Source organism: Hydrogenophaga aromaticivorans (assembly GCF_013387465.1).
In the GTDB taxonomy this organism is placed as follows: Bacteria; Pseudomonadota; Gammaproteobacteria; order Burkholderiales; family Burkholderiaceae_C; genus Hydrogenophaga; species Hydrogenophaga aromaticivorans.
Map to the genome: position 1 here is coordinate 368,497 of NZ_VYGV01000006.1, position 23,823 is coordinate 392,319.

The window sequence follows — 23,823 nt, forward strand, 5'->3', positions numbered from 1 at the left end:
CGGCTTTTTGGCGGGTGCACTCAAGATAAAACGGGCACGGGCTGGTGACGCGACCAGAAATGAAAAAGCCTGCTACCGAATCAGTAGCAGGCTTTTCAACTCCCGCGAGGGGAATCTGGTGGGACGTGCGGGGGTCGAACCCACGACAAACGGATTAAAAGTCCGCTGCTCTACCAACTGAGCTAACGTCCCAACATACAAAAAACATCAACGACAAACCGAATGCGAGACCCCAGATACCAGCGTCTGGTGGGGCGTGAGTGACTCGAACACTCGACCTACGGATTAAGAGTCCGCTGCTCTACCAACTGAGCTAACGCCCCATTTGGCCCCGCAAAGTTGGCTTTCGCCTCGTCGCCAAGCCTCAAATTATAGCGTTATTTTTAAGCTGTTTTCAAGGCTGGCAGTACTTTTTGAAACGCTCGCGATCGTGTTCATCAAGGCCCCTGCCGCAGCCATGCCGAAACTGGCGGTCACACTCACTGCCGATCCATAGCCATGGCAATTCAACGATCCGTCAACCGCCCCAGCCAGTGCACACGAGGCATCGGGCGGCGACACAGCCTCACGGCTGAAGACACAGCTCACGCCCATGGAACCGCTGCGTGCGCCGCCATGGTGCTTTCGCAGCTGGTAACGCAACTGCGCCAACAAGGGGTCGTGTGTGACAACGGCCAGATCGGCCACTTCCATCGCATGGGCCAGTCGCTTTCCACCCGCTGCTCCGACGGTCACGAACGGCAGCTTGTTGCCCACGGCCCAGGCGGCCAGCCTCGTCTTGGCCCGCATCTGGTCACAGGCATCGATGAGCCCCGTGGGCCGCATGCCCGCCTCGCCCGGTGCACCATTCAGCAGCATGGGCCAGTTTTCTGGCGTCACAAACTCCTCGATCACGTCCACCACACAGGCCGGGTGGTACATCGCGATGCGCTCGCGCATGGCCAGTGCCTTGCTCTGACCCAAGGTAGCGTCCAAGGCGTGAATCTGGCGGTTGATGTTGGACTCGGACACATGATCCAGATCGATCAGGGTGAGGCGTCGAACGCCGCTGCGTGCCAGGGCTTCGACGGACCACGAACCGACACCGCCGATGCCAACCACCACCACGTGTGCGTCAAAGATGCGTTGGGAGCCTTCCTGGCCATAGAGCCGGCGCAAACCTCCGAAGCGGCGTTCAAAATCGGGGGTCATGACAGGCGCGGTCGTCCCGTTCTGATCACTCACTCGCGCTCCAGCAACCAGAGCTGAAAGCGCACACCGGCCATGGCGCCGAGCACGATGCCCACCACCGCGATGGCGCTGGTGAGGCTCAGCGTGGACAAGCCTGAAAGACCCTGGCCCACGGTGCACCCCAAAGCTGTCACACCTCCAACGCCCATGCAGAACGCACCCCCCATGTGCAAAGCGGTGTCTTGCGTACTGCGAAAACCCTCCCAGCGAAAACTGCCACCCAGCCAGGCCTGTACAAAGGCCCCGACCACCACGCCCGCCACGGTGACCACGCCGAGGGTCAGCACGTTGGACTTGTCGCTGAAGAGAATCAGCCAGTCCAGGGCGTAGGCCATGGGTGCGGTGAAGGTCAGGGACTCCATGCGCCCGGTGTTGGTGGCGAGGTACATCGATTCCAGCGTTTCCGGATGCTCGGCCACAAACGCCATGTGACCGCTGACCCACCACATCGCAGCAATCGCCAGACCCAGGCCCACACCGCCCAGCAGGTTGTTGGCACTGCGGAAATCTTCGTCCATCAAGGCCCAGATGACCAGTGCGCCTCCCAGGATCAATGCGGCCAGCAGACCTGCGGTGCCAGATTCCAGCCCCAGGGCGGAAGCCATCCACATCGGCAGCGTGCCACCCGCCGCGATATCAAAAGCCACCAGGTCAACGGTGTTGACGCGCAGCACCGCGAGCACGCCGCGCAACGTGGCATATGCGGCAAAGCCCATGACAAAAAAGACCACCAGCGACTTCAGGCTGCCAGCCCCGATGCGCACCAGCGTCTTGCTGCCACACCCCGAAGCCAGCACCATGCCAAAGCCGAACAGGGTGCCACCCACGATGGCGGACAGCCAGATGATGCGGCCAGACCCGTAGATGGTCTGACTGGTGTCGATCCAGCCCAGCCAGCCCATGAAGTAAAAGCCGATCGACGCCACCCCCACCGCCATGCCCCACATGCGCATGCGCGTCCAGGCCCCCATGTTGATGATGTCGCTGATGGCGCCCATGGTGCAAAACTGGGTGCGCTGGGCAATAAAACCAAACACCACCGAAACCGCGAAGGCGGCCCAGAGAACTTGGGTATGCAGTGTTTGAATATCGGCGATGTCCATCATGGCCGACATTGTAGGAGGAGCCCTCCGGTCGCCCGGACCGGAAGGCGAATGCAAGAACCCGCCGCGATCAGCGCAGGCGGGCGAGACGCTCGCGTCCGGCCGCTGCGGCCTCGGATCGGGGATAGACCTTGATCAGGTTTTCCAGCGTGCGCCGTGCGGCTTTGCTGTCTTTGAGCTCGATCTGGCTGTTGGCCATGGCCAGCAAAGCCTCGGGCGTGCGGGGATGATCGGGGAACTGGGTCGCCAGACGGCGGTGGCTCTCGATCGACTCCTTGTAGGCGCGGTTGGCGTACTGGGCGTTGCCCAGCCAGTACAGCACGGATGGCGTGTAGCCGCTGTCGGGATAACGGCGCAACAAGCCCGCATACCCCGCAGCGGCTGGACCGAACTCCGAACGGCGCAGCAGCTCCATGGTCGCGTCGAAGTCGCGTTTTTCCTCGGGTGAAGCCGTGAACTCGCGGCCATCCAGAGAAACGGGCACCGGTTCAACCTGACGCAAGCGGGCATCCACGCCGGCCTGTGCATCTTTCTGTTGACGCTGAAGCTCGGAAACTTCACGCGCCAGTTGCTCGTTCTGCCCACGCAACCGCGCGATCTCGCCACTCAACTGTTCGTTCTGGTTGGACAGTTCCAGCAGGCTGCGCTGGGTCGTGGCCTGGCTGTCCCTCACCTCCTGGGCCATGCGAGACAAGCTGGCGGCAGTCGACTGGCTATGGGTATCGAACTTGTTGCGCAACTCGATGATGGCCTTGCGCGCCTCATCGTCGTCAAACAGGGCGTGCGCCTGCAGGGGCCACAGGCTGCCGACCAGCAGGGCCGCGGCACTCAGGAGCGAGGGAACAGAACGGTTCATCAGGGACATCGGTTCAACGGTAGGTCAGTTCGACCCGGCGGTTCTTGGCGTAGGAGGCCTCGTCCATGCCCAGTGCCGCGGGCTTTTCTTCACCGAAGCTCACCGGCTCCATTTGCGACTCGCTCACACCCATCAGGGAAAGCGAGCGGCGCACGGCTTCGGCGCGTTTCTGACCGAGTGCGAGGTTGTATTCACGACCACCGCGCTCGTCGGTGTGGCCTTCCAGAGCGATCTTGCGGCTGCTGTTGGCCTTCAGGTAACGGGCGTTGGCTTCCAGGGTTGCGGCGTATTCGCCACGCACTTCGAAGCTGTCGTAATCGAAGTACACCACGCGGGCCATGGCCTCGGGTTGTTGCGAATCCATGGAAGGCACTTCCACGCCCGACACGCCGCGGGGGTCCACGCCGCTTCCGGCTCCGCCTTGACCCGCCTGCCCGGCCGCACCACCGGTGCGGTCTTCAACGGGCACGTCGTCGAGCTTGACGCTGGAGCCGCAGGCGGCCAGCGAGGCGACGACCAGCAGGCCGGCGAAACGGTTCAGCCACACGCGGTTGCCACGCTGGACGGAGGATGGAGCAGGTTGGAATTTGTTGTTCATGGGTGTATCCCTTTCTGGGCAGGTTTGAATGGAGGATGGATGGCAGAACGGAGGACTCTGAGGTCAACGGGCAAACGGGCCCCATTCGGGCTCGCGAATGTCTCCCCCGGCACTGGCAAGGCGGGTCTTGATGCGCCCATCCACCGTGCTGGTCATGAGGGCCTCCTGCCCGCGGTCACGGGTGGCGTAGATGATCAGTCGGCTGTTGGGCGAAAAGCTGGGGCTTTCGTCGGCACTGGTTTCGCTCAGTGCCGTGACATTGCCCGAGGCCAGCTCCATGACGTGAAGGCGGAACGCACCACCAACACGCGAGATGAAGGCCAGCCAACGGCCATCCGGGCTGGGCGCCGGTGAAATGTTGTAGTTGCCGGTGAAGGTCACACGCTGCGGATTCGTGCCCTGCACACCCATGCGGTAGATCTGCGGTGAACCACCCCGGTCACTGACGAAGAAGATGCTGTTGCCGTCGGCGCTGAAAACGGGTTCGGTGTCGATGCTGCCCGACTGGGTCAGGCGGCGCGGTGCGCTGCCGTTGGCGTCCATGGCGTAGATCTGCGCATTGCCGGAGATCGACAGCGTCGCGACCAGCTGACGGCCATCGGGCGACCACGTTGGGGCACTGTTCGATCCCCGGAAGTTGGCGAGCAGGCGGCGTTTGCCCGTGGCCACGTCGTGCGAGTAGATCACGGGCTTGCGCGATTCGAACGACACGTAGGCCAGCTGCGCACCGCCCGGTGCCCAGCTCGGCGAGATGATGGGCTCGGGGCTGGTCAGGGTCGCGCGGGCGTTCTCGCCATCGGCATCGGCCACCAGCAAGGTGTGCCGTTGCCCGGCCTTGGCCACATAGGCGATGCGGGTCGAGAAGACGCCCTTTTCACCGGTGAGTTTTTCGTACACGTAGTCAGCGATCCGGTGCGCCGCAAAACGCAGATCCGCGGTGGACACCGGGTAGCTCAACCCGCCCAGATCCTGGCCACGCACCACATCCCACAGCCGGAATCGCACGTCAAAGCGGCCATCGGCCAGACGCGAAACGCTGCCGGTCAGCAGGGCGTCACTGCCCTTGCTGCGCCAGGAAGCGAACTCGGGACGCGAGGTTTCGTCGAGCCTCGCTGGCAAGGGCTCCACAAAGCGGAACTGCCCGCTGCGCTCCAGGTCGGCCCGCACGATCGCGGCCATGTCCTGGTTGACCAGGCCGTTGTCGCGGAAGCTGACCGCCGACACCGGAATCTGGGTCACCCCGGCACCGGAAACCTCGACGCGGAATTGGGCCAGTGCGTCCTGCAGTGGCCAGGTCATCAGGGGAAGTGCGGTGGCGTGGGCCAGAAGGGACCGCCGCGAAGGTTGCCAGTCAGATCGATTCAATGCCTGCATTCTTGATAGGTTGGGTGATGTGGCTGGAAACCGGATTGTGAATCCTGTTTTCCGGTTGCCAGCAGATAATACCGGAAGCACTTTCTGCACCCGTGACAAGTTGTGCTTTTTCTGTACAGGCCGTGCCCACAGGCACACTGTGCCCAGCCCAGCCACCCTACCCCGCCGTCCCAGGCCGCGCAGACTTGACCGATTCCAAAGCCCCCGGCACGCCGCCCGCCCGAACCATCACCCAGCGACTGCGCCAGTTCTGGCCGTACTTCCGCTCCGCCAAGAGCGGTATCGTGTTGGCCGCCATCTGCACCATCGTGGGTGCCTTGACCGAACCCCTGATCCCCGCTTTGCTCAAGACCTTGCTGGACCGGGGCTTTGCCGAGGGGAACATCGATCTGTGGATGGTGCCCGTTGCCCTGTTGGGGCTGTTTGGTGTGCGGGGTCTGGCGGGATTTCTGGCCCAGTATGCGTTGTCCTACACGGCCAGCCTGGGTCTGCTGAACCTGCGGCGGGCCATGTTTGTCCGGCTCAACGATGCCCAAATGACGCTGTTCGCCCGGCAAAGTGCCAGCAAACTCTCGAACACCCTGGTCTACGAGGTGCAGACGGGGTCGACCATGCTGGTCAACGCCATGTTGAGCCTGACCAAGGACAGCCTGACGCTGCTGGCCCTGCTGGGCTATCTGATGTACCTGAACGGGAAGCTCACACTGATCGTGCTGCTGCTGTTTCCAGGCCTGATTCTGGTGATGCGTGTGCTCTCGCGCCGTCTGTACCGCCTCACGCGTTCCAGCCAGCAGGCCACCGACGAACTGGCCTATGTGGTGGAAGAAAACGCGCTGGCCCACCGCATGGTGCGCCTGCACGGTGCCCAGCAGCGCCAGACCCAGCGTTTTGACGGACTCAGCGTTTCCCTGCGGCGCCTGGCCCTCAAGTCCACGGTGGCCCACGCCGCCATGACGCCACTGACACAGATGCTCGCCGCCGCCGCGTTGTCGGCCGTGATTGCGGTGGCGCTGTGGCAAAGCGCCAGCAGCGGTGTGACCGTGGGCAACTTCGTGGCCTTTGTCACCGCCATGCTGATGTTGATTGCACCGATCCGGCACCTGGCCGAAATCGCTGGCCCGATCACCCGGGGTCTCGCCGCGCTGGAACGGGGTCTGGAACTCATCGATGAAACGCCGCCACAAGCTTCCGGCACCCACCGGGCCGATCAGGTGAGGGGCGCCATCACCCTGCGCGACGTCTGGGTGCGCTACCCGACGCGCGATGAGCAACCGGACGACGGCCACATCAACCGCAGCGCGCTGCGCGGCATCAACCTGAGCATCCAGCCGGGTGAGGTGCTGGCCCTGGTGGGCCCCTCGGGTTCGGGCAAGACCACGCTGGCCAATCTGCTGCCACGCTTTGTCGAAGTGGACCGCGGCGAAGTGCTGCTGGATGACGTGCCCCTGCCCAGCTGGGATCTGGCCAGCCTGCGGCGCCAGTTCGCCATGGTCAGCCAGGAAGTGATCATGCTCAACGACAGCCTGGCGGCCAACGTGGCGCTGGGGGCGGCCGACGACCAGATCGACGAAGAGCGCGTGCGCGCAGCGCTGGCCTCGGCCAACCTGCTCGATCTGCTGGAGCGCCTGCCCAGGGGCATGCACAGCACGGTGGGACACAACGCGGCTGAACTCTCCGGCGGCCAGCGCCAGCGACTGGCGATCGCGAGGGCCATCTACAAGAACGCGCCCATCCTCATCCTCGATGAAGCCACCTCAGCGCTGGACAACGAGTCCGAGCGGCTGGTGCAGGATGCCCTGTCGCGGCTCATGAAGGGGCGCACCACGATCGTGATCGCCCACCGGCTCTCTACCATCGAACATGCCGACCGCGTGGTCGTGCTGGCCGACGGGCAGATCAGCGAAATGGGCAGCCACGAAGAACTGCTCCGCAGCGACGGCTTGTATGCCCGGCTGCATGCACAAAAACTCAGCCCCGAAGCCGGTGCGTAAAAAAGCCGGAAGCACCTCCAGGGTGCTTCCGGCTTCCAGGGCATCCAGAGATGCCATCAACTTCAGAAGTTGTACTGCAGGCCCAGACCGAAGTAGTCGACGTTACCCCAGCGTGGGTTGTTGGATCCGCGAAGCTTGTAGTGGTCCGCATCGCCGCGCAACATCAGGGTTTCGCTCAGCGCGTAGGTGAAGCCCACACCCACAGTCGGTCGGGTCTGCGAGCTGGAATGGCTCGGCAGATCCGCAAACTGGCCACTGGTGTGCTTCACACTGGCCACACCCAGCTTGCCAAACAACCTCAGTTTTTCAGTCACGTTACTGCCAGCCGTCACACGGGCGCCAAACACTTTGGCCTTCGCGGACAAGTCCACGCCATTCAGCGCGGTGTACTCATGGCTCTTGCCGGTTTGATAAAAAACCTCGGCGCCCAGGATGCTGTTGAATTGAAGACCTGCGCCCACTTGCAGACCGATTTGACGATCACTGTCGCCAACGAGGATGCTGCCATCCTGACCGCGGTGCACCACGCTGTCATTGACGAAACCCAAGGTGCCGAACACGTAGGGCGTCATACCGGGAGCCGGTGGTGGTGGTGGCGCCACCACGGGTTCGGCAACAGGGGCCGCGGCCACCGGCGCTGGTGCTGGCTCTGGGGCAGGTGCGGGAGCCACCGCAACCGGTGCGGGCGCAGGCGCAACCACCGGCAATGGCACGGCGCGCGGCATCACGTCCGAAAAGCGGTTGTCGCACTTGGCCATGCTGGCTCGCACGGGCATGCCCGACTGGTCGGCGTAGAGGTTGATGGGCATGTCGGGGCTGTAGGGCACGTACTTGCCAACCAGCGCCTTGGCCACACCATTGCGGCCGTTCTGGCGACCCACGCCCACGTCGCAAGCACCCAGCTTGTATTGCGGTCCGAGGTCGGACAGGCGCGCGGTGCGAACGGTCGCTTCACCCTTGCGGCGCTGGGTGGGCATGGTGGTCGATGGTTCGTAGAAACGGGCCTGGCCCGCCTGCACCGCAGCGTCGCATTCTGCGGCGGTGTCATATCCCACATTCCCTCGGTCGTCATTGACCATACCGGCATGGCCGATCGAGGCTACCAACAAACCGCCGGTCAGCAGCACCGAATTCAATGGTGTGAGTTTCATGATTTCTCCAGACAAAAAACAAAGGGATTTTGCGAAATGAAACACGCTGGATGACAGCGCGCCCTTCTCTCGTCAACTGGAATTATCAAGTCCTCGGTACGCGATCACATGTAACAAGGGGCTAAACGCAACTGTGTTTGCTACCGCACAGACAGCCCCGCTTTGGAAGGATATGCACGGTATTCCCGAGGGGGCAACGAGGGTGTTCTAGAGCAAGACGATGTCGTATTGTTCCTGCGTCATCGAGCTTTCACTCTGCAGGGAAATGGGCTTGCCGATGAAGTCGGACAGTCCCGCAAGGTGCTGGCTTTCTTCGTCAAGGAAGAGCTCGACCACCTTGGCCGACGCCACCACACGGAACTCGCGCGGGTTGAAGGCTCTGGCCTCACGCAGGATCTCGCGCAGGATGTCGTAGCAGACACTGCGCGCGGTCTTCACCACCCCTTTTCCGCTGCACGCCGGGCACACTTCACTCAGCATGTGCGCCAGCGATTCGCGCGTGCGCTTGCGCGTCATCTCCACCAGTCCGAGCTGGGAGAAACCGCCCGTCATGGTTTTCACCCGATCACGCGCGAGTTGCTTGCGAAACTCGGTCAACACCGCGTCCCGGTGGTCTTCGCGCACCATGTCGATGAAGTCGACGATGACAATGCCCCCCAGATTGCGCAGCCGCAGCTGGCGTGCGATCGTCTGCGCGGCTTCCAGGTTGGTGCGGAACACGGTGTCGTCAAAGTTGCGCGCGCCCACGAACCCACCCGTGTTCACGTCCACGGTGGTCAGCGCTTCGGTCTGGTCGATCACCAGATAACCACCCGACTTCAGGTCGACCCGGCGGCTCAGTGCCCTTGCGATGTCTTCGTCGATGTTGAACAGGTCAAAAATTGGGCGCTCACCCGTGTAGAGCTGCAGCTTCTTGGCGGTGTCCGGCATGAACTCGGCGGCAAAAGTCTGCAGCAAACCAAACTGCTCGCGCGAATCGATGCGGATGGACTGCGTCTGCGCACTCACCAGATCCCGCAAGACGCGCTGCATCAGGTTCAGGTCTTCGTGCAGCAGCGTGGCCGCCGGCTGGCGCGTGGCAGCCTCCTTGATGCGCTGCCAGGTCTTGCGCAGGTAGCTGATGTCCTCCCTCAGCTCCTCGTCGCTTGCGTCTTCGGCGTTGGTGCGCAGGATGAAGCCCCCGGTGGCACTGCCATCCTGCGGCACGGCCAGGCCCAGCACACGCTGGCGCAGGGCCTCGCGCTGGGTCGGCGGAATTTTTTGCGACACACCGATGTGGTTGTCCTGCGGCAGAAACACGAGCAACCGCCCGGCGATGCTGATCTGTGCCGTGAGGCGAGCGCCCTTGGTACCGATCGGGTCCTTGAGCACCTGCACCATGAGCGCCTGGCCCTCAAAGATCTGCCGCTCGATGGGCAACACGGGGTTGGGTGTGAGCACCCTGTTGCTGGAGCCGTTTTCGCCATGGGCGCCGCCTTCGGCACGGACGTTGTCACCCCCCCCTTCCGCAGACACTGGCGCCTGGTTGCGGTCGCGGGGCGCTGCGTGCTTGGCGGCAATGTTGGGCATCAGGTCGGCCACGTGCAAAAACGCCGCCCGGTCCAGGCCAATGTCGATGAAGGCCGACTGCATGCCCGGCAGCACGCGAGAGATCTTGCCCAGATAGATATTGCCCACCAGGCCACGCTCCAGCGTGCGTTCCAGATGCACCTCCTGCACCGCGCCCTGCTCCACCACCGCCACCCGGGTTTCCTGGGGCGCCCAATTGATCAAGATGTCCTGGCTCATGGGGATCGTTTGTCTCGAATTCTGTGTGTTGGCGGTGTCAGACCAGCCGCACACCGGCCGCACTGAGCACCTGCGCCGTCTCGTGCGCAGGCAGGCCCATGATGCCCGAATAACTGCCACTGATGTGGCGGGTCCAAAGCGCCGCGTGGCCCTGGATCGCGTAGGCGCCGGCCTTGCCCATGGGTTCACCGCTGTCGACGTAGCGGCGTATCTGAGCCGCCGTCAGGGGTGCAAAACTGACCCACGAGGTGGACAAAGCAGCCCACTGACGGAGACCGCGACCCGTCGGTTTGCCCACGGCCACGGCGGTCAGCACCCGATGACGGCGTCCCGCCAGATCCGCGAGCATGCGGCATGCCTCGTCTGCGTCACCCGGCTTGCCCAGGATGCGCCGTCCCAGCGCCACCGTGGTGTCGGCACACAGCACCGGCGCAGACAGCAAGCCCCGGCGCTTGAGCCGGGCGAGCGAGGCCTGGAGCTTGAGCCCGGTCACCCGCTGCACGTAGCTGGCCGGCGCTTCGCCGGGCAACACCGCTTCAAGCGCCTCGACGTCTTCGTCCGCATCGGGCAGCAGCAGTTCACAGCGCACGCCCCATTGCGCCAGCAACTGCAGACGGCGCGGACTTTGAGAGGCGAGGTAAATGAATTCAGACATGTCGGTTACAAAATGAGATCTCTCCACCGTCGGGCTGCTCCGGCCGGGTGCCGCGTTCACTCTCGGTGGTAAGGGTGATTGGCATTGACGGACCACGCCCGGTACAGTTGCTCGATCAGCAGCACCCGCACCATTGCGTGGGGCAAAGTCAGATCCGACAGACGGATGCGCTGGTGCGCCGCGGCTCGAAACGCTGGCTCCAGACCGTCGGGCCCGCCAATGACCAAGGCCACGTCGTCGCCTTCCAGCTGCCATTGCTGCAGCTGTTGGGCCAGGGCTTTGGTGGTGAACGTGGTGCCGCGTTCGTCGAGCACGACCACACGGCAACCGCGCGGCAAGGCCGCCTGGATGCGCTCGCGTTCGGCAGCCAGCAGCGTTTCCAGGCTCTTGGAGCCGCGAGGCTCGGTCTTGACGGTCTTGATCTCCACCCGCAACTCGGGCGGGAAGCGCTTGGCGTAATCGTCGTAGGCGGTCTGGGCCCAGTCGGGCATGCGCTGCCCGACCGCGACGATCAGCAGCTTCATGCCTTTTTCTTGGGTGCCGCTTTGGCCACTGGGGCACGCTTGGCCGCCGGCTTGCTCGCACCTTTGGCCGTGGTTCGAGCGGTCTTGGGCTTGACCACCACGGTCTTCAACGGCGCCTTGGTGGGCGCTGCCTTGGCTGCGGTCTTGCGGGCGGCGGTGGGCGCGGTCTTCTTGACGGCGGTCTTGGCAGCTGTTTTGGCCGCGGTCTTGGCCACGGCTTTGACACCGGCCTGTGTGCCGGGTTTGGCGGCGGTTTTGGCTGGCGCAGCAGCGGCCGCAGCGGAAACCGCCTTCGCCGCCTTGCGGGCCACCGACTTCGCGTCGATCGGTTTCACGTCCTTCTTCTCGACCTTCTTGGTGGTCTTGCTCGTGGCCTTCTTGGCCGCGGTTTTGGCCACAGGCTTGGCTTCCGCAACCTTTTCGGCGCCGTGCTTCAGACGCACCGGCTTGGCACCCCAGATTTCTTCCAGGCGGTAGTACTGCCGGATGACCGGCTGCATCACATGGGCCACGGCCGCACCACAGTCCACGATGATCCATTCGCCGTTTTCTTCGCCTTCGATGCGTGGCTTGTCAAAGCCTGCTTCACGCACGGCATCGCGCACACTGGACGCCAGCGCTTTGGTCTGCCGGTTGGAGGTGCCGCTGGCGATGATCACCCGCTCGAACAGTGGCGAGAGGTGTTCCGTGTTGAAGACCACGATGTCCTGGCCCTTGACATCCTCAAGCCCCTCCACAATGGCACGTTGGAGTTTCTGGATGTCTTTTTTGGCGGTGGTTTCGCTGGTCATGAAGGCTCTTGATAAAGGTGATGGAGTGAAATATAGCTTGCGACGGCTTCGGGCACCAGAAGCGACAGCGAGTTGCTGCGGTCAACGGGCTGCCCCACGTGGGCGCGCACCGCGGTGGCGCTGATGTTTTGGAGCGGCATTTCAAGGCGCCGGAAAGGCAGGTCCACAGAGGAAAGGTCCGCCTCAAGCGCATGCTCGCGCAAGGCATCGGCACCGATCTCTGCGGCCCGGTTGGCCACGGCCAGGGTGGCCAGCTCCAGCACTTCGGACCACCGAACCCAGCGCTTGAAAGCCAGCAGCTGGTCAGCGCCCAGCACCAGAAACAGTTCGGCCCCGGGATATTCAACCGACAGTTCGCGAAGGGTATCGGCGGTGTAGCTCGGGCCGTCGCGCTGGATTTCTCGGCGGTCAATGCGGGTGCGGGGCAGATCGCCGAAGGCCAGCTCACACATCGCCAGGCGGTGCTCGGCCGACGTCAACGAGCGCGATTTGTGCCAGGCCTGACCGGTCGGGAAAATGTGCAACACGTCGAGATCCAGCTGGCTCAATGCCGTTTCCGCCAGCGTGCGGTGCGCCCGGTGCGGCGGGTCAAACGCGCCGCCGAACATGCCCACGCGCAAGGATGCAGCAGGAGATGGATCCGATTTCGCCTCGGTGCTGGAATCGCCCGTCAAATCCAGTCCTTGCGCACCAGGAAGTCGGTGTTCAGGCGCGCCTCTGGCGAGCCTTTCGGTTCCTGGCGCTGGTAGGACCAGCTCACCAGCGGCGGCATGGACAGCAAGATCGACTCGCTGCGCCCGCCCGACTGCAGGCCGAAGTGTGTGCCGCGGTCCCAGACCAGGTTGAACTCCACATACCGGCCGCGGCGGTAGAGCTGGAAGTCGCGCTCCCGTTCGCCATAGGGCGCGTCCTGGCGGCGCGCCACGATGGGCAGGTAGGCGTCCAGAAACGCGTCGCCCACCGAGCGCAGCATGGCGAAGCTGCCATCAAAGCCGAACTCGGAAAAATCGTCAAAGAACACACCGCCCACTCCGCGCTGTTCGTCGCGGTGCTTGAGGTAGAAATACTCGTCGCACCACCGCTTGAACCGGGGGTACTTGTCGACACCAAAGGGGTCGAGAGCGGTTTTGCAGCTGGTGTGGAAATGCACCGCATCGTCTTCAAAACCGTAATAGGGCGTGAGGTCCATGCCGCCGCCAAACCAGCACACGGGCTGCCCGCCTTCGGGTGTGGCCGCGATCATGCGCACGTTCATGTGCACCGTGGGCACATAGGGGTTGCGCGGGTGGAACACCAGCGAAACACCCATGGCCTCGAACGGTGCCCCCGAGAGCTCGGGCCGGTGCTGCGTGGCCGAGGGCGGCAGACGCGGCCCGGTCACGTGCGAGAAACCGCAGCCGGCGCGTTCGAACACGGCGCCCCCTTCCAGGATCTGGGTGATGCCCTGTCCCTGAAGGGTTTCGCCAGCGGGCTTCTTCCAGTGATCGACCACAAAGCGGCCGCCATCGACCATGGCCGCGGTCGAGGTGATGCGGTCTTGCAGACCCGTCAGGTAGTCGCGCACGCGCTGCGTCTGTTGGCTCATGTTGTTCTTTTGTAGTCTGAAGCTCCGCAGGCCTCAGACGGCCCGGAAGCCGATGTCGCGGCGGCACTGCATGCCGTCGAACCGGATGCCGTCCACCACCCCATAGGCCTTTTTCTGTGCGGCGGCCACGGTGTCGGCCAGCGCTGTGACACACAGCACCCGACCACCCGAAACCTCGACCGCTCCACCAGAACCGCTGGTGGTGCCCGCGTGGAACACCATGGCATCGGCCACATCCGTCGGCAACCCGGTGATGGCATCACCCTTGCGCGGGTTGAGCGGATAGCCCGCCGCGGCCAACACCACACCCAGCGCCACGCGCGGGTCCCAGTCCAGCGTCACTGTGTCCAGCTCGGCGCGGGTGGCCGACAGCAGCACCTGCGCCAGGTTGCTCTTGAGCCGCATCATGATCGGCTGGGTTTCCGGGTCGCCCATGCGGCAGTTGAATTCCAGCGTCTTCACGCGCCCGTCGGGCGTGATCATCAGGCCGGCATACAGAAAGCCGGTGTAAGGAATGCTGTCAGCCGCCATGCCGCGCAGCGTGGGCAGGATCACCTCTTCCATCGCGCGCTGGTGAACCGCGGGCGTGACCACCGGCGCGGGCGAATACGCGCCCATGCCACCGGTGTTCGGGCCCTGGTCGGCGTCGAGCAGCCGCTTGTGGTCCTGGCTGGTGGCGAGCGGGAGCGCGTTCACGCCGTCGCACAGCACGATGAAACTGGCCTCTTCGCCTTCCAGAAACTCTTCGATCACGACGCGGGCACCGCCCTCGTTGTGCGCCACGCCCAGGGTGTTGTCCAGCAGCATGAAGTCAATGGCTTCGTGCGCCTCGGCCGGGCTCATGGCCACGACCACGCCCTTGCCAGCGGCCAGCCCGTCGGCCTTCACCACGATGGGCGCGCCCTTGGCGTCCACGTAGGCATGCGCCAGAACCGGATCGGTGAAGGTCTGGTACTCGGCCGTGGGGATGCCGTGGCGCTGCATGAACGCCTTGCTGAACGCCTTCGAGCTTTCCAGCTGCGCCGCCTTCTGCGTCGGGCCGAAGATGGCCAGGCCATGGGCGCGGAACTCGTCGACCACACCCGCCGCCAGCGGCGCCTCGGGGCCGACCACCGTCAGAGCGATGCCGTTGGCCTGCACCCATTCGCGCAGGGCCACCTTGTCGGTGATGGCCAGGTTGGTCAACTGCGCATCACGCGCTGTGCCGGCGTTGCCGGGCGCCACGAACACCTGCTCCACACCCTCGGACTGTTTGAGCTTCCACGCCAGCGCGTGCTCGCGGCCTCCGCCGCCAATCACCAGGACTTTCATTCGTTGATCTCAGCGTTGTGGAAGACTTCCTGCACATCGTCCAGGTCTTCCAGGACATCGAGCAGCTTCTGCATGCGCGCAGCGTCTTCTCCCGCGAGGGGAATGCTGTTCTCGGCACGCATCGTCACTTCGGCCACTTCGGGCTTCAGTCCGGCCGCTTCCAGCGCGTTCTTCACCGCCTCGAAGTCCGTGTAAGCGGTCAGCACCTCGATGGCGCCGTCGTCGTCGGTGATCACGTCTTCGGCACCGGCTTCCAGGGCCACTTCCATGACCTTGTCTTCCGAGGTGCCGGGCGCGAAGATGATCTGGCCACAGTGTTTGAACTGGAACGCCACCGAGCCGTCGGTCCCCAGGTTGCCGCCGTACTTGCTGAACGCGTGGCGCACCTCGGCCACGGTGCGCACCTTGTTGTCGGTCATGGTGTCCACGATGATGGCTGCGCCGCCGATGCCGTAGCCCTCGTAGCGGATCTCTTCCAGCGCCTGGCCTTCAAGGTTGCCCGAGGCTTTGTCCACGTTGTACTTGATGCGGTCCGCGGGCATGTTCGCGGCTTTGGCCTTGTCGATCGCCAGGCGCAAACGTGGGTTCATCGCCGGATCGCCACCGCCCGTGCGCGCGGCCACGGTGATCTCACGGATGACGCGTGTCCAGATCTTGCCCCGCTTTTCGTCTTGACGGCCTTTGCGGTGTTGAATATTGGCCCATTTGCTGTGTCCAGCCACGAGTGAGTCCTTCTGTCTGACCAGGATTTGGTCTAATAACCAGCGATTTTACTTTTACCCACTTCTCCCATTCCCCTGCCCACAGGAAGGACGCCGCCATGGCCGAACCGATGCTGATTGCCCAGAACGCGAACACCACCTGCCAGCTGTTGCCCGGGCTGGCCAACCGGCACGGCTTGATCACCGGCGCCACGGGAACCGGCAAGACCGTGAGCTTGCAAACACTGGCGGAACAGTTCTCCAACATCGGCGTGCCGGTCTTCATGGCCGACGTCAAAGGCGACCTCACCGGCATCAGCCAGATGGGCAGCTTCGGCGAGAAGATCAGCGCCGTCCTGAAGGACCGCGGCATCACCCTGCCCGCCTCGCAGGCTTGTCCCACCACGCTGTGGGACGTGTTCGGCGAACAGGGCCACCCGGTGCGCGCGACCGTGAGCGACATGGGGCCGCTGCTGCTGGCGCGCATGTTGAACCTCAACGACACGCAGGCCGGCGTGCTCAACCTGGTGTTCAAGATCGCCGACGACAACGGCCTGCTCCTGCTCGACATGAAAGACCTTCGGGCCATGCTGCAGCACATCGGAGACAACGCGAAACAGTTCACCACCGAATACGGCAACATCAGCGCGGCCAGCGTCGGCGCCATCCAGCGTGGCCTGATGCAGGTCGAACAACAAGGTGGCGACAAGTTCTTTGGCGAGCCCATGCTCGACATCAGTGACTTCATGCAGACGGTCGACGGCAAGGGCGTGGTGAACATCCTGGCGGCCGACAAGCTGATGAACTCGCCCCGGCTCTACGCCACCTTCCTGCTGTGGATGCTGTCCGAGCTGTTTGAGCAACTGCCCGAAATCGGCGACCCGGAAAAGCCCAAGCTGGTGTTCTTCTTCGACGAGGCCCACCTGCTGTTCAACGAAGCGCCAAAAGTGCTGATCGAGCGCATCGAGCTGGTGGTGCGCCTCGTGCGGTCCAAGGGCGTGGGCGTCTATTTTGTGACGCAGAACCCGCTGGACATTCCCGACAGCGTGCTCGGTCAGCTTGGCAACCGCATCCAGCACGCACTGCGCGCCTTCACCCCGCGCGACCAGAAGGCCGTGAGGGCAACGGCCGAGACCATGCGCCCCAAGGCCGGTCTGGACATCGAGGCCGCCATCACCGAACTCGCCGTGGGCGAGGCGCTCGTGAGCCTGCTCGACCCCAAAGGCCGCCCGAGCGAGACCGAGCGCGTGTATGTGGTGCCGCCCGGCAGCCAGCTCGGCCCGATCACCGACGCACAACGTCAGCAACTGCTGCGCGACTCTCTGGTCGCGGGGGTGTACGAAAAGACGGTGGACCGCGAAAGCGCCCACGAAATCCTGCGTGCCCATGTGGACGCGCGCACGGCCGAGGCCACGCCTGCTGAAGCTGGCGGCGTGAAGACACCGCGCATTCCCGGCGCGGCCAAAAAAGAAGCCGAGGCCGAAGGCGGTGGCTTCGGCGGCATGGTCAACGAAGCCCTGTTCGGCCGCACCGGCCCACGAGGCGGTCAGTACGATGGGCTGGTGCAGACCATGGCCAAGACGGCTGCGCGAAGCGTGGCCAGTGGCATCGGGCGCCAGATCGTGCGGGGGGTGTTGGGAAGCTTGCTGGGCGGCAAGCGCTGAACCGGCGCCCCCTGCCCCTTCCCAAGTTCTTTTCGGCTCCCCGCGTGGGTCTGCTCAAAGCGCTGCTGTACGGCCTGCTCGCCCTGGTCGTTCTGGTCCTGATCGGGGCCCAGTTCGGCGGGTTCGGTGGCCATCGGCCTTCCGATCTCGGGGTGACACAGGGACGCTTGAAACCACCGTCCCTCACGCGCAACAGCGTCTCCAGCCAGGCCGACCTGTATCCGGACCACCCGCAAAGGGCCCACGCGCTCATAGTGCCCCTGCCCCTCAGGCACGGTGACGCCGCGACCTCGCTGCGCACGCTGGCCACCGTGCTGCAGACCGAGCCCGGCGTCACGCTGGTGGAACAGCGACCGGACTACCTCTACGCACAGGCCCAGACGCGCTGGCTCAGGTTCGTGGACGACCTCGAGTTCTGGTTCAACCCGGCGCGGGGCGTGATCGAGGTGCGCAGTGCCAGCCGCCTGGGTCGCGAAGACGCCGGACTGAACCGCCGGCGCATGGAAAACATCCGCGCCGCCTACCTGCGCCAATGAATCATTTGTGCAGCCGAACACCATCGGCGACCCGATCAACCGACTTTTCTGGATGTTCCATGCCTCGAAAAATGCCTCCCACCCGTGCCGCCCTGCTGGTGCTGACCGCGGTGCTCAGCGCCTGCGGCGGTGGCGACTCTGACGACGGTTCGGGTGACGCCACGTCGGCGCTCAAAGTCGCCAGCTGTGGCCGCGAAGGTGGCCCGTTGCGCATCATGCCCCTGGGCGATTCGATCACCCAGGCCGAGGCGGGGCACAACAGCTACCGCCGGGTGCTCTGGCAACGCCTGAACGCCGCGGGCTGTTCGGTGGACCTGGTGGGCAGCCGCTCCGGCGTCTCCAGCGGCTACCGCGACAGCCCACAAACCAGCGCCCCCGACCCGGACTTCGATCCGGACCATGAGGGCTACTGGGACTACCGGGCCCACGAGCTGGCGCCCCAGGTGGCCGGCAAGGTCGGCAGCGCCAGCCCCGACGTGGTCCTCCTCCATCTGGGCACCAACGACGTGCTCGATGGCCAAAGCACCACTGGCATCATCGGGGAACTGGGGAGCGTGATCGACGCCATCCGGGCCGGCAAGGCCGACACCCACATCGTGCTGGCCAAGATCATTCCCGCCGCCCCCGACACGGCGGGAACAGCGGCCCTGAACCGGGGTATCGATGGTCTGGCAGCGTCGCGCAACACCGTGCTCTCCCCCATCGCCGTGGTGAACCAGGCGGCGGGTTACTCGGTGGCAGACAACTACGACGGCGTTCACCCGAACGCCACTGGCGAGGCCAAACTCGGGAATCAATGGGCCGACACCGTGCTGGCCTGGCGGACTCGCTGACCGGTTGGCCGCCTTCTCCTTCTGGTTGTGAAATAAAAAAGGCCCGGATGTCCGGGCCTTCTTGAGTGCGCCAAGGCGCCCGGCATCAACCCGCCGTGGCTTCCTCTGGCTTGGCCTTGCCTTCTTTCTTCGGCAACGGCTGGATGTCCAGCTTGACTTCCTGGGTCTCTTTGCCGGCTTCGTCGGTTTTGGTCTCCAGGTCCACCGTGAGGCGACCGCCGTCGGTGAGTCGACCAAACAGCAACTCGTCGGCCAGCGCACGGCGGATGGTGTCCTGGATCAGGCGCTGCATCGGCCGCGCGCCCATCAACGGATCAAAGCCCTTCTTGGCCAGGTGCTTGCGCAGCGCGTCGGTGAACGTGACCTCGACCTTCTTCTCGGTCAGCTGGCCTTCGAGCTGCAGCAGGAACTTGTCGACCACGCGCATGATGACGTTTTCGTCCAGCGCCTTGAAACCGACCATGGCATCGAGCCGGTTGCGGAACTCGGGCGTGAACAGGCGCTTGATGTCGGCCATCTCGTCGCCCGCCTCGCGCGGGTTGGTGAAACCGATGCTCGCCTTGTTCATGGTCTCGGCGCCCGCGTTGGTCGTCATGATCACGATGACGTTGCGGAAGTCGGCCTTGCGTCCGTTGTTGTCGGTCAGCGTGCCGTGGTCCATGACCTGCAGCAGCACGTTGAAGATGTCCGGGTGCGCCTTTTCGATCTCGTCGAGCAACAGCACGCAATGGGGCTTCTTGGTGATGGCTTCGGTCAGCAGGCCACCCTGGTCAAAACCCACATAGCCGGGAGGCGCACCGATCAGGCGACTCACGGCGTGGCGCTCCATGTACTCCGACATGTCGAAGCGGATCAGGTCGATGCCCATGATGTAGGCCAGCTGCTTGGCGGCTTCGGTCTTGCCAACGCCGGTGGGGCCGCTGAACAGGAAAGCACCGATCGGCTTGTCACTCTTGCCCAGGCCCGAACGCGCCATCTTGACGCTGGAAGCCAGCACTTCAAGGGCCTTGTCCTGGCCGAACACCACGCTCTTGAGGTCGCGCTCCAGCGTCTGCAGCTTGCCGCGGTCGTCGTTGGACACGTTCGCGGGCGGGATGCGCGCGATCTTGGCCACGATCTCTTCGACCTCGGTCTTGCTGATGGTTTTCTTGCGCTTGGACGCGGGCAGGATGCGTTGTGCCGCACCGGCCTCGTCGATGACGTCGATGGCCTTGTCGGGCAGGTGACGGTCGTTGATGTACTTGGCGCTGAGTTCGGCCGCGGCCTGCAGGGCCGCCAGGGCGTACTTGACGTTGTGGTGCTCTTCAAAGCGCGATTTCAGCCCTTTGAGGATGTCCACGGTCTGCTCCACCGTCGGCTCCACCACGTCGACCTTCTGGAAGCGGCGGCTGAGCGCGGCGTCTTTTTCGAAGATGCCGCGGTACTCGGTGAAGGTGGTCGCGCCGATGCACTTCATCTGGCCACTGGACAGCGCGGGCTTCAGCAGGTTGGACGCGTCCAGCGTGCCGCCCGATGCCGCGCCAGCACCGATCAGGGTGTGGATCTCGTCGATGAACAGGATGGCGTTGGGCTTGTCCTTGAGCGACTTGAGAACACCTTTCAGACGCTGCTCGAAGTCGCCGCGGTATTTGGTGCCCGCCAGCAGTGCACCCATGTCGAGCGAATACACCTGGGCTTCGGCCAGGATTTCCGGCACGTCGTTCTGGGTGATGCGCCAGGCCAGGCCCTCGGCGATGGCGGTCTTGCCCACGCCGGCTTCGCCGACGAGCAGCGGGTTGTTCTTGCGGCGGCGGCACAGGATCTGGATCACGCGCTCGACCTCGTAGTCGCGCCCGATCAGCGGATCGATCTTGCCGTCTTTGGCGAGCTGATTCAGGTTCTGGGTGAACTGCTCCAGCGGCGACGCCTTTTCATTCTGCTTGGCTTCGCCCGCCTCTTCGTTTTCGGCCGCGCTCTCGCCGGGCTTGCTCGCCTCGGGTGGATCGCTCTTGCGGATGCCGTGGGCGATGAAGTTGACCACGTCCAGCCGGGTCACCCCCTGCTGGTGCAGGTAGTACACGGCGTGGGAGTCCTTTTCGCCAAAGATCGCCACCAGCACGTTGGCGCCGGTGACTTCCTTCTTGCCGTTGCCGGTGGACTGCACGTGCATGATGGCGCGCTGGATCACCCGCTGGAAGCCCAGCGTGGGCTGCGTGTCCACCTCGTCGGTGCCGGCGACCTGGGGTGTGTTGTCCTTGATGAAATTCGTCAGGGACTTGCGCAGATCGTCCACGTTGGCGGAGCAGGCGCGCAGCACCTCGGCGGCGCTCGGGTTGTCGAGAAGGGCGAGCAACAGGTGCTCCACCGTGATGAATTCGTGTCGCTGTTGCCGGGCCTCGACGAAGGCCATGTGCAAGCTGACTTCAAGTTCCTGGGCAATCATGGACACATCCTTTGGGCTGGTGGTGGTTTGAAACGCTGGGGTCCGGGTACGTAAGTTGTATCGGGTGGATGGCCATCAAATGGGGCGGATCTGGCTTTATTCAATCGGCTCGCTCAAACACTGCAACGGATGCCCCGCGTTCCGGGCAGCCTGCGACACCTGGTCGACTTTGGTGCTGGCCACATCGCGCGTGTATATCCCGCAAATGCCTTTGCCTTCGAGGTGTATCTTGAGCATGATCTGGGTCGCGGTTTCACGGTCCTTGCTGAAATATTCCTGAATGACGTGCACAACGAACTCCATGGGGGTGAAGTCGTCGTTGAGCAGCACCACCTGGAACATCTGGGGGGGTTTGGTGCGCTGCGCACGCCGCTCAAGCACCACCGAATCGTCGTTGCCCACACTGGGAGGCGCGACGGGTGTTTCGGGTTTCTTGGGGTTCTGGGTAGCCATGAAAATCATTCTAGCGGGGTGCACGCGTCCCTATGTGCTGCTCGGGATATGTATTTGCCGTGACAACACGGCGTTGTTGCCCACCCAGTCGGTGAAGGGGCGACATTGGCAGGGGCAAAGACGCGACGCGGCATGTCCCATTGTGTCGTTTCGATGCAAAAGAAAACCGCCGAGGAAGGCTGCTTCCGGGCGGTTTTTCCAAACGTTCTGCCCGGCACCGGCTTCATTGACCGGCGACGAGCGGAATTGGCGCGTTACATATTGTCGATCATGACCTGGCCAAAGCCCGAGCAGCTCACCTGGGTGGCGCCGTCCATCAGGCGGGCGAAGTCGTAGGTGACTTTCTTGCTGGCGATGGACTTCTCGATCGAACTGATGATCAGGTCAGCGGCTTCGGTCCAGCCCATGTGGCGCAGCATCATTTCAGCCGACAGGATTTCGGAGCCGGGGTTCACGTAGTCCTTGCCGGCGTACTTCGGCGCCGTGCCGTGTGTGGCTTCAAAGCAGGCCACGGAGTCGGACAGGTTCGCGCCCGGGGCGATGCCGATGCCACCCACCTGGGCCGCCAGCGCATCAGAAATGTAGTCGCCGTTGAGGTTGAGCGTCGCGACCACCGAGTACTCGGCCGGGCGCAGCAGGATCTGCTGCAGGAAGGCGTCGGCAATGCTGTCCTTGATGACGATGTCTTTGCCGGTCCTGGGGTTCTTGAACTTGCACCACGGGCCGCCGTCGATCAGTTCGGCACCAAACTCCTTCTGGGCCAGCGCGTACGACCAGTCGCGGAAGCCGCCTTCGGTGTACTTCATGATGTTGCCCTTGTGCACAATGGTCACGCTGGGCTTGTCGTTGTCGATCGCGTACTGGATGGCCTTGCGCACCAGGCGTTCGGTGCCTTCGCGCGACACGGGCTTGATGCCGATACCCGAGGTGTTCGGGAAACGGATCTTGGTCACGCCCATCTCTTCCATCAGGAACTTGATGAGCTTCTTCGCCTTGTCGGACTCGGCCTCGTATTCGATGCCGGCGTAGATGTCTTCCGAGTTCTCACGGAAGATCACCATGTTGGTTTTCTCGGGCTCTTTCACGGGCGAAGGCACGCCCTTGAAGTACTGCACCGGGCGCAGGCAGACGTAAAGGTCAAGTTCCTGGCGCAGCGCCACGTTCAACGATCGGATGCCGCCGCCCACGGGGGTGGTCAGCGGGCCCTTGATGGAGACCACGTATTCACGCAGCGCCGCCAGGGTTTCTTCGGGCAGCCAGACGTCGGGGCCGTACACCTGGGTCGACTTCTCGCCGGCAAACACCTCCATCCAGTGAATTTTTTTCTTGCCACCATAGGCTTTGGCCACGGCCGCATCGACCACCTTGAGCATCACGGGGGTGATGTCCAGACCGGTGCCATCGCCTTCGATGTAAGGAATGATCGGTTCATCCGGCACGTTCAGGGACATGTCGGCGTTGACGGTGATTTTTTCACCCTGGGCTGGAACCTTGATGTGCTGGTACATGGAAACGGGTCTCCGTATGGGATGCATTGTCGAACGCTTCTGAATCCAGAGTTCCCGGGCATGGCGCCGGGATGGACCTCAAGAATTCTAGTCCTGATCGAGCGGCCCGGACGCCGGATCTATCCGTGGAAATCGCCGATCACTGACCTGTGCGCGGCGCTTGACGGACAATGCGTTTTTCACCCGATCACATCGTCTGCCCATGAACCGATTGCTCGTTTGCCTGTCCTGCCTGCTGGCCCTGTTGACCGGGCCTGCGTGGTCCCGCGATGCACCCCAGCTCCAGCTGCCCCGCGTCACCCTCACGGCGGGTATGCACCTGATCCAGGCCCAGGTGGCCGCCACCCCGGAACAGCGATCCATCGGGCTGATGTTCCGCGAGGACATGCCTGCCGGTGAAGGCATGCTCTTTGTCTTCGAGCAACCCGCGGGCCAGTGCTTCTGGATGAAAAACACCCTGCTGCCCTTGACCGCCGCCTTCGTGGCCGATGACGGCACCATCGTCAACCTGGTCGACATGAAGCCGCAAAGCCTGGACTCGCACTGCTCGGCACGACCGGTGCGTTATGTGCTGGAGATGCACCAGGGCTGGTTTGCCAAGCGGGGCATCCAGGCCGGCTCCCGGCTGAGCGGTTCACCGTTCGACGGACGCAAGTAAGTTCGCGGGCGATCTGCCAGCCCCTGCAGATCCGCCACCCAGGCAAGAAAAAAGCGACCCGGACAGCTCGCGCCGCCTGGATCGCTTCGGG

Annotated in this window: 22 protein-coding genes and 2 tRNA genes; 5 read left to right on the top strand and 19 right to left on the bottom strand. The window is 63.8% G+C overall.

Annotation, left to right across the window (positions count from 1 at the left end; translation table 11 throughout):
* Nucleotides 1-116: 116 nt before the first annotated feature.
* The 7 genes from F3K02_RS06060 to tolB form a co-directional block, all read right to left on the bottom strand.
* Nucleotides 117-192 (bottom strand) — tRNA-Lys (locus F3K02_RS06060).
* A gap of 55 nt (nucleotides 193-247) precedes the next feature.
* Nucleotides 248-323 (bottom strand) — tRNA-Lys (locus tag F3K02_RS06065).
* 46 nt (nucleotides 324-369) lie between these two features.
* Entirely contained in the window at nucleotides 370-1,191 is an 822-nt protein-coding gene (locus F3K02_RS06070; protein WP_177134324.1) for a tRNA threonylcarbamoyladenosine dehydratase, read from the bottom strand.
* 29 nt (nucleotides 1,192-1,220) lie between these two features.
* Nucleotides 1,221-2,336 carry a YeeE/YedE family protein gene (locus tag F3K02_RS06075; RefSeq protein ID WP_177134326.1) on the bottom strand — a complete coding sequence of 372 codons (1,116 nt, stop codon included), beginning with the start codon at nucleotides 2,334-2,336 and terminating at the stop codon, nucleotides 1,221-1,223.
* A 67-nt stretch (nucleotides 2,337-2,403) separates the two neighbouring features.
* Complete coding sequence (ybgF, locus tag F3K02_RS06080; protein ID WP_246309204.1) at nucleotides 2,404-3,189, bottom strand: tol-pal system protein YbgF; 786 nt, start codon at nucleotides 3,187-3,189, stop codon at nucleotides 2,404-2,406.
* A gap of 13 nt (nucleotides 3,190-3,202) precedes the next feature.
* Entirely contained in the window at nucleotides 3,203-3,787 is a 585-nt protein-coding gene (gene pal / locus F3K02_RS06085) for a peptidoglycan-associated lipoprotein Pal (protein WP_177134330.1), read from the bottom strand.
* A gap of 63 nt (nucleotides 3,788-3,850) precedes the next feature.
* Nucleotides 3,851-5,086: a Tol-Pal system beta propeller repeat protein TolB gene (tolB, locus tag F3K02_RS06090; protein WP_246309205.1), complete on the bottom strand. Its 1,236-nt coding sequence runs from the start codon at nucleotides 5,084-5,086 to the stop codon at nucleotides 3,851-3,853.
* Between the two features lie 260 nt (nucleotides 5,087-5,346).
* On the opposite strand from tolB, the gene msbA reads away from it, so the two are divergent.
* A complete protein-coding gene (gene msbA, locus F3K02_RS06095) occupies nucleotides 5,347-7,152 on the top strand; it encodes a lipid A export permease/ATP-binding protein MsbA (protein WP_177134335.1) in 1,806 nt (601 codons plus the stop codon).
* Between the two features lie 62 nt (nucleotides 7,153-7,214).
* On the opposite strand, the gene F3K02_RS06100 is transcribed toward msbA, so the two are convergent.
* The 9 genes from F3K02_RS06100 to F3K02_RS06140 all read right to left on the bottom strand — a co-directional run bounded on the left by F3K02_RS06100 (nucleotide 7,215) and on the right by F3K02_RS06140 (nucleotide 15,679).
* Entirely contained in the window at nucleotides 7,215-8,303 is a 1,089-nt protein-coding gene (locus tag F3K02_RS06100) for an outer membrane beta-barrel protein (RefSeq protein ID WP_177134337.1), read from the bottom strand.
* Between the two features lie 207 nt (nucleotides 8,304-8,510).
* Complete coding sequence (locus F3K02_RS06105) at nucleotides 8,511-10,091, bottom strand: Rne/Rng family ribonuclease (RefSeq protein ID WP_177134339.1); 1,581 nt, start codon at nucleotides 10,089-10,091, stop codon at nucleotides 8,511-8,513.
* 37 nt (nucleotides 10,092-10,128) lie between these two features.
* Entirely contained in the window at nucleotides 10,129-10,746 is a 618-nt protein-coding gene (locus tag F3K02_RS06110; RefSeq protein ID WP_177134341.1) for a Maf family protein, read from the bottom strand.
* A gap of 56 nt (nucleotides 10,747-10,802) precedes the next feature.
* Nucleotides 10,803-11,270 carry a 23S rRNA (pseudouridine(1915)-N(3))-methyltransferase RlmH gene (gene rlmH, locus F3K02_RS06115; protein WP_177134343.1) on the bottom strand — a complete coding sequence of 156 codons (468 nt, stop codon included), beginning with the start codon at nucleotides 11,268-11,270 and terminating at the stop codon, nucleotides 10,803-10,805.
* Complete coding sequence (rsfS, locus tag F3K02_RS06120; protein ID WP_177134345.1) at nucleotides 11,267-12,061, bottom strand: ribosome silencing factor; 795 nt, start codon at nucleotides 12,059-12,061, stop codon at nucleotides 11,267-11,269. Before rsfS ends, rlmH begins: the two co-directional genes overlap by 4 nt.
* Nucleotides 12,058-12,735: a nicotinate (nicotinamide) nucleotide adenylyltransferase gene (nadD, locus tag F3K02_RS06125; protein WP_246309207.1), complete on the bottom strand. Its 678-nt coding sequence runs from the start codon at nucleotides 12,733-12,735 to the stop codon at nucleotides 12,058-12,060. Before nadD ends, rsfS begins: the two co-directional genes overlap by 4 nt.
* Complete coding sequence (gene hemF / locus F3K02_RS06130) at nucleotides 12,732-13,646, bottom strand: oxygen-dependent coproporphyrinogen oxidase (RefSeq protein ID WP_177134347.1); 915 nt, start codon at nucleotides 13,644-13,646, stop codon at nucleotides 12,732-12,734. Before hemF ends, nadD begins: the two co-directional genes overlap by 4 nt.
* 33 nt (nucleotides 13,647-13,679) lie before the next feature.
* On the bottom strand, nucleotides 13,680-14,957 hold the full coding sequence (gene purD / locus F3K02_RS06135; RefSeq protein WP_177134349.1) for a phosphoribosylamine--glycine ligase: 1,278 nt from the start codon (nucleotides 14,955-14,957) through the stop codon (nucleotides 13,680-13,682).
* Entirely contained in the window at nucleotides 14,954-15,679 is a 726-nt protein-coding gene (locus F3K02_RS06140; RefSeq protein ID WP_177134351.1) for a YebC/PmpR family DNA-binding transcriptional regulator, read from the bottom strand. The genes purD and F3K02_RS06140 overlap by 4 nt, the downstream gene beginning before the upstream one ends.
* A gap of 98 nt (nucleotides 15,680-15,777) precedes the next feature.
* Between F3K02_RS06140 and F3K02_RS06145 the strand changes: the two genes are divergently transcribed.
* The 3 genes from F3K02_RS06145 to F3K02_RS06155 all read left to right on the top strand — a co-directional run bounded on the left by F3K02_RS06145 (nucleotide 15,778) and on the right by F3K02_RS06155 (nucleotide 18,691).
* A complete protein-coding gene (locus F3K02_RS06145) occupies nucleotides 15,778-17,322 on the top strand; it encodes a helicase HerA-like C-terminal domain-containing protein (RefSeq protein ID WP_177134353.1) in 1,545 nt (514 codons plus the stop codon).
* A gap of 44 nt (nucleotides 17,323-17,366) precedes the next feature.
* A complete protein-coding gene (locus F3K02_RS06150) occupies nucleotides 17,367-17,858 on the top strand; it encodes a DUF1499 domain-containing protein (protein ID WP_177134355.1) in 492 nt (163 codons plus the stop codon).
* Nucleotides 17,859-17,929: 71 nt separating this feature from the next.
* Entirely contained in the window at nucleotides 17,930-18,691 is a 762-nt protein-coding gene (locus F3K02_RS06155) for an SGNH/GDSL hydrolase family protein (RefSeq protein ID WP_177134357.1), read from the top strand.
* A gap of 85 nt (nucleotides 18,692-18,776) precedes the next feature.
* Here F3K02_RS06155 and clpA read toward each other — a convergent pair whose 3' ends face one another.
* From clpA to icd, 3 genes are all read right to left on the bottom strand, one after another.
* Nucleotides 18,777-21,113, bottom strand: coding sequence for an ATP-dependent Clp protease ATP-binding subunit ClpA (gene clpA, locus F3K02_RS06160; protein ID WP_177134359.1), 2,337 nt, complete (start codon nucleotides 21,111-21,113; stop codon nucleotides 18,777-18,779).
* A 96-nt stretch (nucleotides 21,114-21,209) separates the two neighbouring features.
* On the bottom strand, nucleotides 21,210-21,566 hold the full coding sequence (clpS, locus tag F3K02_RS06165; protein WP_177134361.1) for an ATP-dependent Clp protease adapter ClpS: 357 nt from the start codon (nucleotides 21,564-21,566) through the stop codon (nucleotides 21,210-21,212).
* A 254-nt stretch (nucleotides 21,567-21,820) separates the two neighbouring features.
* The gene (gene icd, locus F3K02_RS06170) at nucleotides 21,821-23,074 is read right to left on the bottom strand and encodes an NADP-dependent isocitrate dehydrogenase (RefSeq protein ID WP_177134363.1); all 1,254 of its coding nucleotides are present in this window, start codon (nucleotides 23,072-23,074) and stop codon (nucleotides 21,821-21,823) included.
* Between the two features lie 202 nt (nucleotides 23,075-23,276).
* Between icd and F3K02_RS06175 the strand changes: the two genes are divergently transcribed.
* The gene (locus tag F3K02_RS06175; RefSeq protein ID WP_177134365.1) at nucleotides 23,277-23,732 is read left to right on the top strand and encodes a DUF192 domain-containing protein; all 456 of its coding nucleotides are present in this window, start codon (nucleotides 23,277-23,279) and stop codon (nucleotides 23,730-23,732) included.
* The last annotated feature ends 91 nt before the right edge of the window (nucleotides 23,733-23,823 follow it).

Excerpts from the sequence above, each read along its gene's own strand:
- F3K02_RS06070 (WP_177134324.1), bottom strand. The coding sequence starts at position 1,191 with ATGACCCCCGATTTTGAACGCCGCTTCGGAGGTTTGCGCCGGCTCTAT.
- F3K02_RS06075 (WP_177134326.1), bottom strand. The coding sequence starts at position 2,336 with ATGATGGACATCGCCGATATTCAAACACTGCATACCCAAGTTCTCTGG.
- ybgF (WP_246309204.1), bottom strand. The coding sequence starts at position 3,189 with ATGAACCGTTCTGTTCCCTCGCTCCTGAGTGCCGCGGCCCTGCTGGTC.
- pal (WP_177134330.1), bottom strand. The coding sequence starts at position 3,787 with ATGAACAACAAATTCCAACCTGCTCCATCCTCCGTCCAGCGTGGCAAC.
- tolB (WP_246309205.1), bottom strand. The coding sequence starts at position 5,086 with ATGACCTGGCCACTGCAGGACGCACTGGCCCAATTCCGCGTCGAGGTT.
- F3K02_RS06100 (WP_177134337.1), bottom strand. The coding sequence starts at position 8,303 with ATGAAACTCACACCATTGAATTCGGTGCTGCTGACCGGCGGTTTGTTG.
- F3K02_RS06105 (WP_177134339.1), bottom strand. The coding sequence starts at position 10,091 with ATGAGCCAGGACATCTTGATCAATTGGGCGCCCCAGGAAACCCGGGTG.
- F3K02_RS06110 (WP_177134341.1), bottom strand. The coding sequence starts at position 10,746 with ATGTCTGAATTCATTTACCTCGCCTCTCAAAGTCCGCGCCGTCTGCAG.
- rlmH (WP_177134343.1), bottom strand. The coding sequence starts at position 11,270 with ATGAAGCTGCTGATCGTCGCGGTCGGGCAGCGCATGCCCGACTGGGCC.
- rsfS (WP_177134345.1), bottom strand. The coding sequence starts at position 12,061 with ATGACCAGCGAAACCACCGCCAAAAAAGACATCCAGAAACTCCAACGT.
- hemF (WP_177134347.1), bottom strand. The coding sequence starts at position 13,646 with ATGAGCCAACAGACGCAGCGCGTGCGCGACTACCTGACGGGTCTGCAA.
- purD (WP_177134349.1), bottom strand. The coding sequence starts at position 14,957 with ATGAAAGTCCTGGTGATTGGCGGCGGAGGCCGCGAGCACGCGCTGGCG.
- F3K02_RS06145 (WP_177134353.1), top strand. The coding sequence starts at position 15,778 with ATGGCCGAACCGATGCTGATTGCCCAGAACGCGAACACCACCTGCCAG.
- F3K02_RS06155 (WP_177134357.1), top strand. The coding sequence starts at position 17,930 with ATGCCTCCCACCCGTGCCGCCCTGCTGGTGCTGACCGCGGTGCTCAGC.
- clpA (WP_177134359.1), bottom strand. The coding sequence starts at position 21,113 with ATGATTGCCCAGGAACTTGAAGTCAGCTTGCACATGGCCTTCGTCGAG.
- clpS (WP_177134361.1), bottom strand. The coding sequence starts at position 21,566 with ATGGCTACCCAGAACCCCAAGAAACCCGAAACACCCGTCGCGCCTCCC.
- icd (WP_177134363.1), bottom strand. The coding sequence starts at position 23,074 with ATGTACCAGCACATCAAGGTTCCAGCCCAGGGTGAAAAAATCACCGTC.
- F3K02_RS06175 (WP_177134365.1), top strand. The coding sequence starts at position 23,277 with ATGAACCGATTGCTCGTTTGCCTGTCCTGCCTGCTGGCCCTGTTGACC.